The organism is Sphingobacterium sp. NPDC055346 (assembly GCF_053645235.1).
In genome coordinates this window covers 347573-365921 of sequence record NZ_JBSHMI010000002.1, presented here as the reverse complement: position 1 = coordinate 365921, position 18349 = coordinate 347573, and the positions used below count along the sequence as shown (strand labels likewise).

14 protein-coding genes are annotated in these 18349 nt (G+C 39.2%); 2 read left to right on the top strand and 12 right to left on the bottom strand.

Features of this window, described 5'->3' with window-relative positions; genetic code table 11:
* Position 1 precedes the first annotated feature (1 nt).
* From ACWICE_RS05860 to ACWICE_RS05815, 10 genes are all read right to left on the bottom strand, one after another.
* Complete coding sequence (locus ACWICE_RS05860; RefSeq protein WP_454297852.1) at positions 2 to 3106, bottom strand: efflux RND transporter permease subunit; 3105 nt, start codon at positions 3104 to 3106, stop codon at positions 2 to 4.
* Positions 3107 to 3108: 2 nt separating this feature from the next.
* A complete protein-coding gene (locus ACWICE_RS05855) occupies positions 3109 to 4215 on the bottom strand; it encodes an efflux RND transporter periplasmic adaptor subunit (protein ID WP_454297851.1) in 1107 nt (368 codons plus the stop codon).
* A 2-nt stretch (positions 4216 to 4217) separates the two neighbouring features.
* Positions 4218 to 5489, bottom strand: a complete 1272-nt coding sequence (locus ACWICE_RS05850) for a TolC family protein (protein ID WP_454297850.1) — start codon at positions 5487 to 5489, stop codon at positions 4218 to 4220.
* Positions 5490 to 5538: 49 nt separating this feature from the next.
* Positions 5539 to 6873, bottom strand: a complete 1335-nt coding sequence (locus ACWICE_RS05845; protein ID WP_454297849.1) for a sensor histidine kinase — start codon at positions 6871 to 6873, stop codon at positions 5539 to 5541.
* Positions 6870 to 7559, bottom strand: a complete 690-nt coding sequence (locus tag ACWICE_RS05840) for a response regulator transcription factor (RefSeq protein WP_254529973.1) — start codon at positions 7557 to 7559, stop codon at positions 6870 to 6872. The genes ACWICE_RS05845 and ACWICE_RS05840 overlap by 4 nt, the downstream gene beginning before the upstream one ends.
* Positions 7560 to 7696: 137 nt before the next feature.
* Positions 7697 to 9256, bottom strand: a complete 1560-nt coding sequence (gene rny, locus ACWICE_RS05835) for a ribonuclease Y (RefSeq protein ID WP_254529971.1) — start codon at positions 9254 to 9256, stop codon at positions 7697 to 7699.
* Positions 9257 to 9526: 270 nt separating this feature from the next.
* Positions 9527 to 9817, bottom strand: a complete 291-nt coding sequence (locus ACWICE_RS05830; protein WP_185211888.1) for a cell division protein ZapA — start codon at positions 9815 to 9817, stop codon at positions 9527 to 9529.
* Between the two features lie 49 nt (positions 9818 to 9866).
* The gene (locus ACWICE_RS05825) at positions 9867 to 10175 is read right to left on the bottom strand and encodes a hypothetical protein (protein ID WP_093095920.1); all 309 of its coding nucleotides are present in this window, start codon (positions 10173 to 10175) and stop codon (positions 9867 to 9869) included.
* Between the two features lie 27 nt (positions 10176 to 10202).
* Positions 10203 to 12596: a phenylalanine--tRNA ligase subunit beta gene (pheT, locus tag ACWICE_RS05820; RefSeq protein ID WP_454297848.1), complete on the bottom strand. Its 2394-nt coding sequence runs from the start codon at positions 12594 to 12596 to the stop codon at positions 10203 to 10205.
* Positions 12597 to 12774: 178 nt separating this feature from the next.
* Complete coding sequence (locus ACWICE_RS05815; protein WP_454291364.1) at positions 12775 to 13815, bottom strand: class I SAM-dependent methyltransferase; 1041 nt, start codon at positions 13813 to 13815, stop codon at positions 12775 to 12777.
* 291 nt (positions 13816 to 14106) lie between these two features.
* Between ACWICE_RS05815 and ACWICE_RS05810 the strand changes: the two genes are divergently transcribed.
* Together ACWICE_RS05810 and ACWICE_RS05805 are read left to right on the top strand one after the other, a co-directional pair.
* A complete protein-coding gene (locus tag ACWICE_RS05810; protein ID WP_454297847.1) occupies positions 14107 to 14895 on the top strand; it encodes a Cof-type HAD-IIB family hydrolase in 789 nt (262 codons plus the stop codon).
* A gap of 77 nt (positions 14896 to 14972) precedes the next feature.
* Entirely contained in the window at positions 14973 to 15707 is a 735-nt protein-coding gene (locus ACWICE_RS05805; protein WP_185217855.1) for a DUF3575 domain-containing protein, read from the top strand.
* 673 nt (positions 15708 to 16380) lie between these two features.
* Here ACWICE_RS05805 and trxB read toward each other — a convergent pair.
* Together trxB and ACWICE_RS05795 are read right to left on the bottom strand one after the other, a co-directional pair.
* A complete protein-coding gene (gene trxB, locus ACWICE_RS05800) occupies positions 16381 to 17349 on the bottom strand; it encodes a thioredoxin-disulfide reductase (RefSeq protein ID WP_454297918.1) in 969 nt (322 codons plus the stop codon).
* A gap of 19 nt (positions 17350 to 17368) precedes the next feature.
* Complete coding sequence (locus ACWICE_RS05795; RefSeq protein ID WP_313258169.1) at positions 17369 to 18313, bottom strand: 3'-5' exonuclease; 945 nt, start codon at positions 18311 to 18313, stop codon at positions 17369 to 17371.
* Positions 18314 to 18349: the final 36 nt, after the last annotated feature.

Here is an 18349-nt window from a genome sequence, read left to right as displayed (position 1 = left end):
GTTAACTATTCTTTGCTAACATTTTATCCTTTCTATACGCATAATAGAATACTACCGGTAACACTGCAAAGGAAAGAATCAAACAGATCAATAGGCCGCCAACAATCATAATGGCTAAGGGCTTCTGTATTTCAGACCCCATCCCACTGGAGAGCGCAGCAGGTAGCAATCCCATCGAACCCATCAGGGCAATCATCACAATAGATCTGATCCTACTTTTCACACCTTGGTCGATAGCTTCTTTCAGCGGTTTCTTTTTCAGGTACTCCTTCATCACAGCGATCAGGATGATTCCATTGATGGTATTTACACCGAAGAGGATAATCAATCCGATACCAGCGGAAATCCCAAAGATGGTGCCTGTGATCCATAGAGACAGAAAGCCGCCAATGAAAGCAAATGGAATGGTAATAGCAGCAATGGCGGTATCTTTCATATTTCCAAAATTACTGTAAAGCAATATGAGGATCAGAATAAGGGAAATAGGAATAACCGTCATTAATTGTTTGGTTGCCCGTTCCTTGCTTTCAAATTCACCAGCCCATTCCATATAATTTTCTTTAGGAAGTTTTATAGATTTGGCTACTACCTCTTTTGCCTCCTCAATCGTACTTCCTAGATCCCTTCCCGATATACTAAAGCCAATACCAATGTATCTGCTATTGCCCTCACGATAGATAAAGGCAGGTCCAGTCACATACCCAATGCTAGCGATCTCTTGCAACGGGATATTCTCTCCGGTGCTTGTCGGTATGAGGATATTTCCTATTTTTTCAGGTGTATCCCTATATTCTTTATTGAATCGGAGGACCACATCAAACTGTCGATCTTTTTCATAAAATTTGGTTGCCGCCTGTCCACCAATGGTCATCGCGATAACGGCTTGTACATCCTTGGTAAAGATGCCATACTTCGCCATTTTAGAATCATGAAGCTGAATTCTTAATTCTGGCAAACCAATATTCTTATAAACGTTGATATCTGTAATCCCTCGAACCTTGCCGATCGCATCTGATACCTGATTTGCATAGTCTTCTAACTTGTACAGGTCATCACCAAAGATCTTAATAACCAAAGAACTCTTAACTCCGGCCACATATTCCTCTACGTTATCTTGAATGGGTTGGCTAAATCCAAAATTAATCCCTGGGTATTGATTCAATTTCTCCCTCAGTTCCTCGATGATCTCCTCCTTATCCAATCCTCGTTTCCAAGTATTTTGTTCAGTCAATTGGACGTTGAACTCAATATTAAAGAAGCCTGTGGGATCAGTCCCATCATTGGGTCTACCGGTTTGGGTTAAGATAAAATCAATCTCCGGACAGGTCTCCACCATCAATTGCTTCATTTCTTTGGTCAGCCGGCTAGATTCATCCAGATTAATGCTATTGGGCAAAGTCGCTCGGATATAGATGGCCCCTTCATTTAATTGAGGAAGGAATTCAGAACCATAATTCATAAACTTTATCGAACATAATGCTAGAATGCCAATAAAAACAACAAGGGTTATTTTTTTGAATTTCAGGGCATAACTATAAAGTCCATAGATAGATCTATGAAAGAATCTGGTTACAAAGTTTTCTTTCTCTTCCAAGCCTTTGGTAAAAAGCAACTTGCACATAGCAGGAACATAGGTTAAACTTAATATCAAGGAACCTAACAATGCATATCCTAAAGTAAAAGCCAATGGGGTAAACATCTTCCCTTCTACCTTCTGGAAAGAGAAAATAGGTAATAACGCAACGATCAGAATCATCAAAGCGAAGAAAATATAGGAAGCTACACTACCTGCACTTTTCTTGATTATTCCCATCTTGGACATCTTTGCAAACCGTTCCGGGCCTACCTTATGGGATAGCGTCGCTAAAGCGACAAATACCGTTTCCACGATAACCAGGGTTCCCTCCAAGAGTAAACCGAAATCCAAAGAGCCCATTGAAATCAGATTCGCTGGTAACCCTTGGATCTTCAGCATTATTATGGCAAATAAGAATGAAAGCGGAATAACAGAAGCTACAATAAAGGTGGATTTCCAATTATATAGGAAGATAAATACAATCAGGGATACCAGTAATACACCTTCAACAATGTTTTTTGAAACGGTCTTGACCGTGCTGTCCACCAATTTCGTCCGGTCAACCGCTGTTTCGATCTTGACATTGTCCGGTAATGTCCTTGTATTTAATTCTTCGATCTTCTCTTTAAGCAATCCAATAACCTCGGATGGGTTCTCCCCTCTCAACATGACCACAATCCCTTCCACAACATCTTCCTGCTCATTGTATCCCACGCGACCCAACCGTGGTTTATTGGAAACTACAACCTCTGCAACATTTTTAATCAAAACTGGCGTAGAGCCGTTTAATTTGACCGTAATATTCCCTATATCTTCAATCTTGTCCAATAACCCGACACCACGCACCACATAGGCTTGATCTCCTTGTTGGATTACATCCCCGCCCACATTGATATTGGATTTTGATACCGCTTCATAAACATCGAGCGGTGTCAGACTGAAATTCTTTAGTTCGGTCGGATTGATCTTGATCTCATAGATTTTTTCCTCGCCTCCAAAACTGATCACATTGGCCACTCCAGGTACGCCAAGAAGCTCCCTTTCAATTACCCAATCTTGGATCGCTGATATTTCCTTGATCGGCAGATCGCTTTTAATGATGTATCTAAAGATTTCTCCTGTAGCACCTGAAGGTGGCTCTACCTCTATTTCCGTTCCTTCTGGAAGGTCTATTCCCGCTAATTTATTAGAAACATACTGCTGCGCATAAAAGTCATCTACCCCATCCTCAAACTGTACAGTTACCACAGACAGACCAAATAAAGAAATCGAACGGATATTTGATTTCTTAGGAATACTGTTCATCTCCTTGGAAATCGGCAAAGTGACCAGCTTCTCCACCTCCTCTGCACTTCGACCTGGCCATTGGATGATAATCCTCGCCCGCGTATTGGTAACATCAGGAAAGGCCTCAATCGCTGTATGTTTGAGCGCATAAATACCCGCAAACAAAAGGGCAAACGTGGCAAATAAAATAAAAGTGGTATTCCTTAATGAAAAGGTTACTATATTTTGAACAAACTTCTTCATCCTTACAAGCCCTTAATCTGTTCAAAAATCAATAGTGCATTGCTACCAATAACCTTTTCGTTCGCTTCTAATTTATTGCTTACATAGGTCACTTCTTCATTGCTCGAAATAATATCAAGCTTCTTTGCTTCCAATTGGCAATCTCCCTTGTAAACAACCATGAAATTTTCATTATTACTGAATACAAGCGATTTATTTGGAATGGCTAATGCTGTTTCTTCTGATTTTATTTTATCGATTATGATATCGGCACTCAAGCCGGGCATCAGGTTAAGGTTTTGGTTCTCCAATACCACCCGTGCCTTCATTACATGCTCATTGGCATCAAATACATTGTATATTTTATCTATTTTCCCGGTATAGACCTGATCTGGATATGCAATTGTCCTCACCTTAACCTGGTCTCCAGTTTTGATAAACCTAAGGTTACTTGCATAGACGTTCAACATCACCCAAACTTCCTTCAGATTCGAAATAGAAAACAAGGGATTGCTTTCCTGGGTAATGATTTGCCCTTGGCTGATATCTTTTTGGATGATATAACCATTTTTTGGTGCTAAAATCTGGAAAGTCCCCTCGCCTACGGCATGATAAAGCTGCAAAGATTGATTGATGCGTTTCAATTCAATCTTGGCACTTTCCAGTTCATGCTCCACTTGCAGCATTTCAGGCTCTGAAATCATCCCGTCTTTCAACAGGTCTTTCTTGGTTACCAAAAGTTTCGCTAGTAGATTGATCTGGTTTTGCTGTGCATTCTTCTGTTGAAACAGACTTTGGATTTCCGTTGATTTGATGGTTGCCAGGACCTGACCCTTTTTAACTTGGTCACCAAGCTCAAAATCAACACGATCGACTACGCCAAGCAATAAACTACGAAAGGTAACCAGATCATTCTCATTATATTCAATCTTTCCGGATAAGGTCAATTGCTCTACAATGGGGCTTTCCTTGACCGTAATAATTTCTGTAGTCTTTTTTAATTGATCGCTGATACAAAACCTTTTTGTGCTATCCTGTACGTCAATTTGTTGCTGCTGGCTGCTTCCACAGCCAGTGCAACATGCAATCAGGGTAATTAAACCTAAGGGTAAACTTTTAATATTTTTCATTATTATAGTTCCTGGCCAACTACATACTGTAGTTGTTCAAATGTGATTAAATAACTTTCCTGTAATTCCAAATAGGCTTGCTGAGCTTCACGAAAAGCTTGGGAAAAATCAATGAATTCGATGAGGGTAACCTGTTGTTCCTGAAGATATTTGATATAATTCTCTAAAACTCTTTGTTGTGCTGCAGTATTAGTATCCTTCCAGTTTGTCAGGTTCTCCCGGAATAAAGCAAGTTTATTCAATAGCTTATCGATCTCATTTCCTATTTCTAATTGCCTAGCTTGAAACTGGGCTTGACCTTGTTCAACCTGGATTTTTGCAGCTTGGATATTTCCCTTATTTCTGTTGAAGATGGGCAATTCAATGTTCACCCCAATACCAATGAAATTACTCATCACATTACCTCCGCGCTCATAATTCATCAATAGGTTTAAGTTTGGGGTTTTCTGTGCCTTCTCCAATCTCAACTGACCTTCAGAAAGCTGAATATCATTGGCCATCGAACGCAAATAAATATTTTGGGAATTAGCTTGTTCTTTTAGCTCGGCCGGTAATAAAGTCTTCTCGCCAACATGTAATCCATCAAAGGATAATTGATCTGCTTTCAGATCTGGCAATTGAGTAAGGGTTCTTAATTGTTGGAGGATCTCATTTTTTTGGCTCTTTAAATCCAAAAGCTCCTTCTGGATACCGATTAGCTCGGTATGGACCCTTAAAAAACTTACCTGGGAAACATGCTGTTTTTCAGCTTGCATCTTATATTGCTCATTCAATTTGGAGAACAATTCCAATATGGATTGCAATTGATTTTCTTCCAATTGAATTCTTTGTAGGCTATAAAAGTTGGTTCTTAAATCTAGCTTTAATTGCCTCAGGATTTCCTCAAACTCCAGCTGGGCAGAAGTCTTCTCCAATGTTTTAATGGCCACTCGTTTCTTTCTCTTCCCAGCTGTCTCGATCAGCTGTTCTAATTCCATATTGAGCTGCTGTTTACTTCCGAAATTGCCGATGAGGTTGGGCATGGTTTCAAAAGATCGGTTAGCCCAAAGGTTCAGGTTGTCAACGGTAAGATTTGGGTTGGCCCACAGCTTCTCCTGAACGATCAATGCTTCAGACTTTTCTATATGAAACTTATTCGCGATTAACTGCAAATTGTTTTTCAGAAACTGGGATTCTAAATCCTTTAGGGAATAGGTCTGGGCTTGCAGAATAACAGCAAGGCAGCTTAATACGAAAATTAGATAGAATTTCTTCACCATTAATATTTTCTGCAAACCTATAATTTGCAGATTAAGGTGAGTTTTAAATTAGATTAGAATTTGATTAGAATTTGAGAGAGACCTGTGTGCCCATCCCTTCACTTTGTAGTTTCATTTCAACTTTGTGCAATACAAAGATAATGTTGGCCATAGAGAGACCAATTCCCTTACCTGAAAATTTATCTGTGTTTTCCCCTCGGTAAAAGTTTTCCTTTACTTTTTTGAGGTCCTCCTGAGATATGCCAATCCCCTGGTCTACCACTAAAACCTCCAACCTGCCTAGGTCCTCATGAAGGATCACAGTTACTTTCTTATTGTTTGAATACTTTATTGCATTCTCAATGATATTATTGAAGGCTAAAGCCAAGAGCTTCTCATTACCCTCCCATTCCATTAAGTTAGCATCCTCTACTTCAATTTTCACCTCAATATCAGCTTGGTAATAGAGAACCGCATTTTCAATGACCTGCCAAATAATCTCATCAATTCTTAATCTTGAGAACTCAAAGCTTGTTTTTGCTCCAGACAGCAACATCATGTTTTCCAAGGTCTCTTCGAGATCAGTGGTATATTGCTTTAGTTGTTGGATTACATCTTCATACTCTGCTTTGCTCCGCTCCCTTTGGTTGGTCACCTCCAAGGTGCCTAAAAGGGCAGTAATCGGAGTCCTGAGTTCATGGGAAACATAATCAATGAAATTTTTCTGAACATTGAAGGTTTGAGAGATGCGATCTACAAACAGGTTATAGGTGTTCACCAAATCCTGGATTTCTGAATAGGATCTTTCCAATTGGATAGGTTTTTCAAAGTTCTTGCTATCTCGGTCCTTGATCTGTTTGATTACATCGACTATTGGCTGGTAAGCAATATAGCCCAGGAACCTTGAAAAGAAGTAAATTATACTCAGTCCAACAAAAAATGCAATAATCAAGATATGAAATAATGACTGCATCTGATTATTGAAGCCCTCTTTGGATTCTCGGGTGACAATGACAAAATCCCCTTCGTTATCATTATAGAAAATACCGTTATAAAAGAAATGATCTGTGTTAAAGAATGAATTTTTATCCGTCCGAACCTGCGCTATAAAATCCTTCGAAATATCAGAAATTACGGACATGTCTCCAGCCTTCCTTTTATCAAGACTATCAAATACAACAATATCTCTTCTGGAAATAGTCTTCTGCAATTGCTTTTGGATATTTTCATGGTCCAGACTGCTCAACTCATCGCGTTCCAGATAATAGATGGCAGCTAATAATGATTTACTTTCCAAAGCATGTTGTTCAGATTTTTCCATCTGCACGTAATAGGCAAAATAAATAACAACTGATATCAATAGCGTAACAACGCTAAAGATACAGATCGAATATAAGGCTAACCTATGCTTTAACTTCATGAATCATACTTAAACATATATCCAATTCCTTTTACGGTTTGGATAAACTTCTGATCTTGGCTTTCAACTTTATTTCTCAAATAGGATATATATACATCCACTACATTGCTGTGATTGTTAAATGTGATGCCCCAAACTGCATTTAATATTTGCATTCGGCTAACCGTCTTATTTCGGTTTTCTATCAGGTACATCAGCAATTTGAATTCCCTCGGAGAGAGGTCAACCAGTTCCCCCTTTAAAAAGACTTTATACTGATCCGTGTCGATCTGCAGCTCATCAAATTCCAAAATCGGACTCTTCGGCTTTTCCTGATTATGGTATTGCTTTCTCCTGCTCAGGGCATTGATCCGCGACAGCAGTTCCTCAAAATGGAAAGGCTTGGTCAAATAATCATCGGCACCATAATCCAAGGAAGTCACCTTGTCTTGAATACTGTTCAAGGCACTCAGCATTAATACAGGAGCATAGACCTGTTTATAGCGTAAGGTCTGCAATAACTGCACCCCATCGATTCCAGGTAGCATAATGTCCAAAACAATGACATCCCAATCAATTTTAAGGTTCTCCTCCAACAAGGCATCCTCCGCGGTTTTACAAAGGGTAACCAAAAAACCATTTTCCTCTAAACCTTTAATTAAGAAGGAACTTATCCGATGATCATCTTCTACAACTAATACTTGCATTTCTTTTAATTATTTCAAATTTAGCCATTTAGCCCATACCTTAATGCTATTTTATGGAATTCTAATCAAATTCTAATACAAGGGAAAAAGAAAAAGCCCATCAAATGACGGGCTTTCCTATAAATTCTAATTGAATGTTATTTTGCATAAGAAACCGATCTGGTCTCTCTAATGACTGTTACTTTGATCTGACCTGGATAAGTCATCTCTGTCTGGATACGGTTTGAAATATCTGCTGCCAAGATCTCAGCTTGCGCATCAGATACTTTCTCGCTTTCAACCACAACACGCAGTTCACGGCCTGCTTGGATAGCAAATGTTTTCTCCACACCTGGATATGACAAAGCTAGGTCTTCTAGTTCCTTCAAACGTTTGATGTAGCTTTCTACGACCTCACGTCTAGCTCCTGGACGGGCACCTGAAATTGCATCACATGCCTGAACGATCGGAGATATCATCGAAGTCATCTCGATCTCGTCGTGGTGAGCACCAATCGCATTGCATACATCTGGATGTTCCTTATATTTCTCGGCCAATTGCATCCCCAAGATCGCGTGAGGCAATTCTGGATTATCATCGGGCACCTTCCCAATATCGTGCAGCAATCCAGCTCGCTTCGCATGTTTCACATTAAGCCCTAATTCCGCCGCCATCGTAGCCGCAAAATTCGCAACCTCACGTGAGTGCTGTAATAGGTTTTGACCATATGAAGAACGATATCTCATTCTTCCCACCATCCTGATCAGTTCAGGGTGTAGACCATGAATACCTAAATCAATGACGGTACGTTCACCGATTTCAACGATTTCATCTTCAATCTGCGTACGGGTCTTTGCAACAACCTCCTCGATACGTGCTGGGTGGATACGACCATCCGTAACCAATCTATGTAATGATAAACGGGCAATTTCACGACGTACAGGATCAAAGCCAGAAAGGATAATCGCTTCTGGGGTATCATCCACGATAATCTCTACACCCGTTGCAGCCTCAAGTGCTCTAATATTACGACCTTCACGTCCAATGATACGACCTTTGATCTCATCATTTTCAATGTTAAAGATAGATACCGTATTTTCAATGGCAGATTCAGTAGCTGTACGTTGTATAGTTTGGATAACTACTTTCTTGGCCTCTTTGGAAGCTGTTAATTTCGCTTCATCAACGATGTCCTTGATCTGCATGATCGCTTGAGAACGAGCTTCTTCACGCAATGAATTCACTAACTGTTCTTTAGCTTCCTCAGCAGACAGTCCAGCCATACTCTCCAATTGCTTGATATGTTGGCCTTTTAACTGTTCTACCTCTTCCTTTTTCTTGTCATTGAACTCAATCATTTGATCCAGTTTCTTGGTTTTGTTATCCAAATCCTGTTTTTCACGATTTAGATTCTCCAATTTTTGATTTAATGACTGTTCTTTCTGACGAATGGTATTCTCTTTTTGGGAGATGGTATTATTCTTTTGGTTGACTTCTTTTTCATGCTCAGCCTTCAATTGCAAAAACTTCTCTTTTGCTTCTAGCTGACGCTGCTTTTTTATATGATCTGCTTGTTGCTCTGCATCCCTTACTATTTGGGCAGCCTTATCATTCGCTGATTGCTCCTGCTTCTTGAACAACATCTGCAAAAGATATCGTCCAATAAAAACACCGACAACCAGTGAAATTATTATTGATATAGTAGTTGATAACTCCATTTGTTATTATTTATAATTTAATATGTTAATGTAATAGCATTTAGTTTCCAAAAAAAAACCGCAATTAAATAAATCAGGTACCATGTATTATTAAACTTCGATTACACATGATTTGAGCGTATGATCATGACCTAGATGGCTTTCGCAAAATGGCCTACATCTTTAAAATTGCTCGTGATATTGAAGCGTTAAGTTTAAAATAGTGACAACCCGAATTTAATTGCGGCAAATTCGTCGTTACAAGCTCTAAATTCTAAGAACGTAAACGTTTTATTTTTTGAAGAAATCTGTCAGAATATTGTCCAGTTCATGAATGGAATGCTCCAGACCAGAATCCTGGTTCTGACTATTCCGCTCAGCCTTGATCATCCCCGTGGCATATTGCAATACACACATCGACAACAAGTCTTGCTTATCACGAACTGCATAGTTATCCTGCAGTTCTTTAATTTTCTCGTTTATTAGCTTCGCGGCATATCGAATCACCTCTTCCTCCTCCGTCTCAACACGTAAAGGATATACTCGGTCTGCTATATTTATTTTTATGGAAATCTCTCCCATTTTCTTTGAGCTTAATAACGTAATAAGTCTATTCTCCTACTCCCTTTTCCTACTTCAATAGACTTATACATTTGTCTATTTCTCGCACAAAATCGTTAATTTTTCGTTTTGTGTCAAGTACTTTTTCATTTATAGCGTCTTTATCGATCTCCGAATTGTCTAATGTTTTGGCAACCGCCAAGGCTTTCACCTTGTCTTCCAGCTGCTTAACTTTATCCGAACTCGTATCAAATGCAACTTGCAATGATTGAACTTCTAACTTTAACAAGTCATTCTCCTCTTGCAAGGCTTCACACAATTGAATAAGATTTTTCGTTTTCTCAACGATAATATTCATTTGGGAAGATAATGACGCCATAGTATTTCGCAATTAATGTATAAATTTTTAGCGCACTGATGCGCCTACTTCTTTCTCAAAGTTAATAATTAATTTTTGAATAATTGCATCAATTTGTTTGTCTGTAAGTGTTTTTTCTTCGTCCTGAAGCGTAAAACTCAAGGCATATGACTTCTTACCCTCCGGCAATTTATCACCCTTATAGACATCAAATATCTGAACATCCTTCAATAACTTTCTCTCTGTCTTTGTGGCAATTAAACGCAATTGCTCAAAGGTCACCTGATCATCCAGCAACAACGCTAAATCGCGTCTTACGGATGGGAATTTTGAAACTTCCTTGTAAGTGATTTTATTTTTCTTGATCACTTTAATCATCAAGTCCCAATCAAATTGCGCAAAGAATACCGGTCCATCAACATCTGTTTTCTTCAGGTTAGCTTTTGAAACCGCCCCAAAGGAAACCAAGACCTTCTCTCCTTTTCTATAGCTCAATCCATAATCAAAGTACGTCCCAACATAATCCTCAACGCGGATACCTTCTACTTTCAGTCTTTTGACGATATCGTCTACAACTGCTTTGATATCATAGAAACTTACGCCTTTGGCATTATTATTCCATTGCTCTGCTTCTTTCTTACCTGATATAGCGATAGAGAACAATTGCTTTTCTACGTAATTACCTTCAACTAAATTATACGACCTTCCGTATTCAAAGATCTTTAGATCTGCATTCTTGCGTTTTTGATTGTATCCAATGGCAATCAAAGCAGAAAACAACAGGTTCTGACGCATCACGTCCAAATCGCTACTCAATGGATTTAACAGCTTCACAGCAGTCTCCTCATTTTCCAGGTAATCATCTTTGGTCAATGAATTCGCCAAGATCTCCCTATACCCATTAGCGATCAATAGATCTGCAATCTGGTTCAACACAACTTCCTTATCTGGTTTTTCCGAGGTATTTAAGGAAGCCTTGATCTGCGTCTTTAGTTCAATATTGTTGTATCCATAGATGCGCAATACTTCTTCAACCACATCAATCTCACGGATGACATCTACTTTATAAGCAGGTACCTTGACATCAAACCCCTCAGCAGTCTCATTTTCAAGCTCAATGCCTAAACTCACGATGATCTCTCTAATCGTTTCCGCGGGAATGTCTTTTCCGATGACACGTTGAATATTTTGATAGCTTACTGGAAACTCAAATGGTTTTATAGGATTTGGGTACAGGTCAACAATATTGGATGACACTTCCCCACCGGCAACTTCAGCAATCAGGATAGCCGCTTTTTTCAAAGCCTCTACAGTAATATCCGGATTGGTTCCACGCTCAAAACGGAATGATGAATCTGTTTTCAACGCGTGTCTTTTCGATGTTTTCCTAACCGTTACCGGGTTAAAGTATGCCGACTCTAGGAAAATCGAAGTCGTTCCTTCCGTAACTCCAGAATATTCACCACCGAAAACCCCAGCAATACACATCGGTTTCTCAGCATCTGCAATCACTAAATCCTCTGATGACAACTTACGCTCTATGCCATCCAAAGTCTTGAACAATTCACCTTCTTTCGCTTTCCTAACAATTACCTGATTTCCAGAAATCTTGTCCTGGTCAAATGCATGTAAAGGTTGCCCTAAATCATGAAGGATATAATTGGTTACATCGACGATATTGTTGATCGAGCGAACACCAATTGCACTTAATTTATTTCTTAACCATTCCGGAGACTCTCCAACTTTAATATTCTTGATATTTATCCCAGAATATCGAGGGGCATCTTCTACAACATCTACTTTTACCGCAGTTCCACTTGTTGACACCTCTTGAAACGAACCTAAATCCAGAGCTTTTACATTCGACCTGAAATAAGCCGCTAAATCTCTTGCCACACCTAAATGGGATGCCGCATCTGCACGGTTTGGTGTCAAACCGATTTCATAGCAATAATCATCCTCCATATTGAAGTATGATTTCACCAAACTGCCAATTTCGGCGTCAGAATCTAGCTCTACGATACCTGCATGTGAAGTACCCAAACCAATTTCATCCTCACCACAAAGCATCCCTTCTGATGCTTCGCCACGGATTTTGGACTTGGTAATTTTAAAAGGATCTCCTGATGTAGGGTGACAGGTTGTGCCAACCTGTGCTACTATAACTTTTAAACCAGTGCGTACGTTTGGCGCACCGCAAACGATATTCAATAACTCAGGTTTACCTACGTTTACTGTTGTTACTTTTAGTTTATCAGCGTTTGGATGTTGCTCACAAGTAATCACTTCTCCAACAACCAACCCTTCCAATCCTCCAGGAATACTCTGTTCAACCTCCAAGGACTCTACTTCTAAACCAATATCTGTCAAGATTAAGGAAAGCTCCTGTGGGGTTTTATCTATATCAATAAAATTCTTTAACCAATTATAAGAAATTCTCATCGCTACAATTTTTCAAGACACAAAGATAGAACTTTGTGACCTAAATGCACAGGTTTTTTGGACTATTATCCGGAATTACCTTATTCCAAATGAACAACTGGTTTGTTGATACATAAACGATAAATAAAAAGCCTGTCTATTATCTAAATAAATATATTAACTAAACTAATGTAAAAACTTATATATCAAGGCCACACAAACGTTCCAAGTGCTGGTAATTGATTCCAAAATAAGCTTTCAGACTTTTGATCTTTTCTAAGATTTCAACCTGCTTCTTAGGCTCTATCTTTCGCTTAGAGCCGACCAACATGACATTTTTTGGTGTATGCTGATCCGAAATAAACTGCATGACTCGCATTTCATAACCATAATACTCCAAGATCAAGGCACGTATGCTATCTGTTAGCATCTCTGCATGCCTTTCTAAAAAAATACCATATTGGGTCATAAAATCCAGGTCATTCTTAGCTTTCACCGCTTCCAATTCCCTCCTGACCTGCTTATGGCAACAAGGAGCCACCACAATAAGTTCAGCATCATTTTGGATGCCTTTGAATATGGCATCATCCGTAGCTGTATCACAGGCATGCAAGGCAATCAGTACATCTATTCCTTCAACTGTTTGATAATCTTCAATGCTTCCCTCCTCAAAACGCAAGGCATCAAATCCTGAATCTTGCGCAACCTGATTGCAGAAATCAACCAAATCCTTCCTGTATTCTATCCCCACTACTTCCACCTGTTTCCCCAGGCTATTTCTTAGGTAATCATAAAGTGCAAAGGTCAGATAACCTTTTCCTGCGCCCATATCCACTACTTTCAGCATTTCCTTAGAAGGAAGACCTGCTAAGGACGAACTCAATAATTCGATATAATGATTGATTTGCTTCCATTTATCCTGGGCATTCTTGAACACTTTTCCTTCCCCATCAGTAAGGTTTAACTGATGCAGATAGGCCTTACTGGAATCCGCAATTTTTCGGTCCTTGATTTTATCATGAGACAACGACTGCTCCTTTCTCTGCTCAACCTTTTCTTTTTGCAGGCGCCATTCTCCTTTTTTGTTCATCTGAAAAACCAGATTTTCACTGAGGTTCTGAACATTCACCTGTCTGAATCCTCTAAAGTCCACCAGCTTTTCCAGCTCTTTTATCGAATCTTCAATGGAATAATTCTTAGTGATATCTTTCGTTTGATAACGATATACAAATGAAAGCATTAAGTCCTGTTTTATTAAAACAGGCTTTATATAGATATTTTTTAAATTAGCCTCTTCACCTCGGTAATTTCCTAAAGAAATTTTTTGCAGTTCTTTTCTTAAAAGCATCCCTTCCAGCTCACCTAAAAAATCCATGAATATAGTCATACCATTATTATTTCAGTACAAAGATAATCATTGCCTACAAACTAATTCAGCTAGGATGGTCAAATCAATGTTTAATGGTTGCCCAAGCAGCTAAATCAACCTCCATTTCCTAGGCTAATTGGCCCAATTTACGTACCTTTGGGCATGCTAAATCCTAAAATTAAAGCCGTATTTTTTGATATTGATGGAACCTTATTGAGTTTCAAGACCCACAAAGTACCTGAATCAACCATTGAAGCAATCAGATTACTTCAGACCCATGGCATCAAAACCATTCTTTCAACAGGTAGATCCATAAACAGTATTGATCATATCAAATTTTTGGATTTCGATGGATATATCACCTTTAATGGCGGTTATTGCCTTACCCATGATTTTGAAGTGCTATTCAAGCAGACCATTGCCAGTCAGGATATACAGTCCGTGATTGAGTATGCAAAGGAAAAACCCCTTAGTTTCTCCTTTATGTCTGAACAAGAGATTACCATTCATGATGTAACTCCTGAAATTGCCGGCATGTATGCCCACCTCAACCTACCAGTTCCAAAATTGGTCGACATGGAAAAGGTTGATATCCATAGTATTTTACAGACCAATATCTTCTTAGGGCCTGAGGAAGAAAAGCAGTTTATGGAAACCGTAATGCCGAATTCACTTGCTTCTAGATGGACTCCTCTTTTTGCCGATGTAAACCCAAAAGGCTTAAGTAAAAAGGTGGGGATTGACATATTCTGCAAGCATTTTGGTATTCCATTGGAAAACACAATGGCTTTCGGTGATGGTGGAAACGACATCAGCATGCTTAAACACGTTCAGCTAGGAGTCGCAATGGGGAATGCAAACCCAGAGGTAAAGGAAATCGCCAACTACGTCACAGATGATGTAGATAATGATGGAATCTGGAATGCGCTAAAATATTTTTCAGTTTTATAAAATACCAACTTCTAGGTATTGTGGCTTTCATTGTAGTTAAATATATTTGGACTATCAAAACCAAATGTTAACTCACAATGAAAAATAAAAATTCCCTTGGACTCGCGCTTCTGTCCATAACCTTCGCCCTATGCTTACTCCCATCCTTGACTTTAGCACAACAGAATACCGTAAAGTTCAATCTTTTACCCTTGGTTGGTAAAACTTTTGCTTTCGAATACGAACGCATGGTAGCTCCCAAAATGAGTGTTAATGCTAGTATTGGATTTAGAGGTAAATCATCCCTCCCCTTCAAAAAAACTATTGAAGAATTGATCGAAGATGAAAACTTTACCAATGATGCTACTTTAGACCATTTTACTTTCTCTCCCGAATTCAGATTCTATACAAGCAAAAATGGAGATGGTGGAAGAGGATTTTACGTAGGTCCTTTCTTCAAATATGGAAAGTACAACATCACAACCAATTATCCCTATGAAACTGACCAAGGAACCACAGAAACAGTTCCTCTTAAAGGTGGAATCGGAACTTGGGGCTTCGGTTTCGTTATTGGGTCTCAATTTAAACTTGCAAAATCAGTATTCATGGATCTTCGAATCCTTGGACCACATTATGGCGGCGCTAGCGGAACCATATCAGGAAAAATGGACCTTTCCCCTCAAGAGCAGCAATACCTAAGAGAAGAGCTTGAAAACTTACAGAATGATGTTGTAGATATTGAAACCACAGTAGATGCTCAAGGCGCCTCATTAAAAGCAAAAAGCCCCTGGGGAGGTATCCGCGCTGGTATCTCTATAGGATATAGATTTTAAGATAGACAACAGACAGAAGACATAAGACAAAAGACCTTATTTATCCATAAAAAAGAATAGAAATATTTATGGAAATGATGGAGGATAGCCAATAAGTTTTTAGAAAGTCAAAAGCGGGATCCTTAATATATTAAGGATCCCGCTTTTTTATAACTCTGATTCTGAACAAATAGTGAAGAATCTGTATGATTTTCATCCAAAAGGACCTGTCATGCTGTACCGAAGGTACAGGAACTTTACGCCAATGCAAACTTCCATAATTTCAATGTGGATTTTTGTGTTTTTCCGAGACTTTTCCTGCGCCAAGATTTAATCAGAATTGATATTATTTCGGTTTGTATGGAGCGGGCGTATGCAATACGCCCCTTCTATGTTGGGGACTTCCAAGCGACTTGTTGATCATAATCTTGGTACATCCTCTCATCCATTTAATCCTGGTTCTTTACCCAAATCTTGGTCTATCCTCTCATCCATTTAATCCTGGTTCTTTCCCCAAAATCTTGGCACATCCTCTCATCCATTTAATCCTGGTTCAAACATCAAAAAGAGCCTCTCTAAAAATTAGAAAGGCTCTTCATTATTAAATATTTCAAAACACCAATTAAAAAAATCTAATAGACTCCCTTACAATCGGCGAAATAAAAGATCTGTTGTCTTATGTCTTATGTCTATATTAAGAAAGCACCACGTCTTCCTTAGCCATTAAATAGCGCTCTGCTTCTAATGCAGACATACAACCAGTTCCTGCAGCTGTGATCGCTTGACGGAAAACATGGTCTTGAACATCTCCACAAGCAAAAACACCAGGGATATTGGTAGCCGTACTATCCGCTTTGGTTATCAAATAACCAGTTTCATCCATATCTAAGATCCCTTTGAACAACTCTGTATTTGGCTTATGACCGATAGCGACAAAGAATCCCGTAACATCTAGGTCTTGGAGATTTTTGCTTTCGTTATTGATCACTCGTACTCCGGTTACCACTTGACCATCTCCTAAAATCTCTACTGCTTCCGTATTATAAAGAACTTCAATGTTTGGCGTATTGTTCACACGATGAACCATTGCTTTAGAAGCGCGGAATTCATCACGACGAACCAACATATAAACCTTTCTACAAAGCTTAGCTAAGTAAGTTGCTTCTTCAGCGGCCGTATCTCCAGCTCCTACAATGGCAACATCTTGACCTTTGTAGAAAAATCCATCACATACAGCACAAGCCGAAACACCAAATCCGTTATATTTTTCTTCCGAATCCAATCCTAACCATTTCGCAGTTGCACCCGTAGCGATAATAACAGTTTCAGCCTCAACGGTCTTAACCCCATCAATCTCTACCTTATGAATTCCACCATCCGTTGAAAAATCAACATTCGTAGCATATCCAAAACGTACATCTGTTCCAAAACGCTCAGCTTGAGCACGTAAATCCTCCATCATTACCGGACCAGTGATTCCCTGTGGGTAACCCGGAAAATTATCAACTTCTGTAGTCTGGGTCAATTGTCCTCCCGGAACCATACCCGTATAAATAACAGGTTTTAAATCAGCACGTGCAGCGTAAATGGCAGCAGTGTATCCAGCAGGTCCTGATCCTATAATTAAACAGGAAATACGTTCAATCTCTTGTTCTTTATTCATCATAATATTGAATGGTTCTTTATTTTTTAAATTTATCTTGCAAGCCCTTTAACATATCATTGGTAATGGGTTTACTTGGCTCTGGTTTCCTTTCCGGTTTTTTAAAATCCTTACTTGGACTTGTTGCTTGGACCGGATTGTTTACCCTTGCCTCTCTTTTCTTGTTTTTATGCTCGTTCCAAATCCCTTCCAATACCTTCTTGGTATACAATGGGAAATCTCCATTTTGCATCCAAGCATAATAGCTCGGTTCAACATCAAAAACCTCAACAACTTTTTTCCCTTTGTGTTTTCCAAAGTTAATGCTTGCATCACCATCCGCATCATAGACCAAACGTCCGGCAAAATCCACCGGTTTGCTCAGGTTGGTAAATGAATGCAAAGCTTCAACGTCATTGACTACAGGTACAGAAACAACCCCATGCTTATCCTCATATTCTACATTTTCATATTTGGACAACTGTGCTTTCAAGACTTCATAGGTTGCTCTTACATCGGCCTCAGCAGTATGGGCATTGTCTAGGCTTTCATTGCAATAAAACTTATAAGCCGCCTTTAGCGTTCTCTGTTCCATCTGGTGAAAAATGTTCTGTACATCGACAAAGGACCTTCCCTCTAAAGAGAAGTCAACCCCTGCGCGTAAAAACTCTTCCATTAACATTGGAACATCAAACTTGTTTGAATTGTATCCTGCTAAATCCGCATCTCCAATAAAATCAGCAACTTCTTTCGCCCTCGCTTGGAAATTCGGCAAATCCTTTACGTCTTCATCATAAATCCCATGAAACATAGAAGACTCAGCCGGAATCGGAATCTCAGGGTTCACCTTCATTGTCAACGTCTCTTCTTTTCCACCTGGACTGACCTTCAATATGGAAAGCTCTACAATTCTATCACTTGACACTTGGACACCCGTAGTTTCCAAATCAAAAAATGCCAACGGGCGCTTTAAGTTTAACTCCATTTTCTATTTAATGTTATGCTAATGCAAATATGACAA

Excerpts from the sequence above, each read along its gene's own strand:
- ACWICE_RS05795 (WP_313258169.1), bottom strand. The coding sequence starts at position 18,313 with ATGGAGTTAAACTTAAAGCGCCCGTTGGCATTTTTTGATTTGGAAACT.
- ACWICE_RS05845 (WP_454297849.1), bottom strand. The coding sequence starts at position 6,873 with ATGAAGTTAAAGCATAGGTTAGCCTTATATTCGATCTGTATCTTTAGC.
- ACWICE_RS05855 (WP_454297851.1), bottom strand. The coding sequence starts at position 4,215 with ATGAAAAATATTAAAAGTTTACCCTTAGGTTTAATTACCCTGATTGCA.
- rny (WP_254529971.1), bottom strand. The coding sequence starts at position 9,256 with ATGGAGTTATCAACTACTATATCAATAATAATTTCACTGGTTGTCGGT.
- ACWICE_RS05840 (WP_254529973.1), bottom strand. The coding sequence starts at position 7,559 with ATGCAAGTATTAGTTGTAGAAGATGATCATCGGATAAGTTCCTTCTTA.
- ACWICE_RS05830 (WP_185211888.1), bottom strand. The coding sequence starts at position 9,817 with ATGGGAGAGATTTCCATAAAAATAAATATAGCAGACCGAGTATATCCT.
- ACWICE_RS05815 (WP_454291364.1), bottom strand. The coding sequence starts at position 13,815 with ATGCTTTCATTTGTATATCGTTATCAAACGAAAGATATCACTAAGAAT.
- ACWICE_RS05805 (WP_185217855.1), top strand. The coding sequence starts at position 14,973 with ATGAAAAATAAAAATTCCCTTGGACTCGCGCTTCTGTCCATAACCTTC.
- pheT (WP_454297848.1), bottom strand. The coding sequence starts at position 12,596 with ATGAGAATTTCTTATAATTGGTTAAAGAATTTTATTGATATAGATAAA.
- trxB (WP_454297918.1), bottom strand. The coding sequence starts at position 17,349 with ATGAATAAAGAACAAGAGATTGAACGTATTTCCTGTTTAATTATAGGA.
- ACWICE_RS05825 (WP_093095920.1), bottom strand. The coding sequence starts at position 10,175 with ATGGCGTCATTATCTTCCCAAATGAATATTATCGTTGAGAAAACGAAA.
- ACWICE_RS05860 (WP_454297852.1), bottom strand. The coding sequence starts at position 3,106 with ATGAAGAAGTTTGTTCAAAATATAGTAACCTTTTCATTAAGGAATACC.
- ACWICE_RS05810 (WP_454297847.1), top strand. The coding sequence starts at position 14,107 with ATGCTAAATCCTAAAATTAAAGCCGTATTTTTTGATATTGATGGAACC.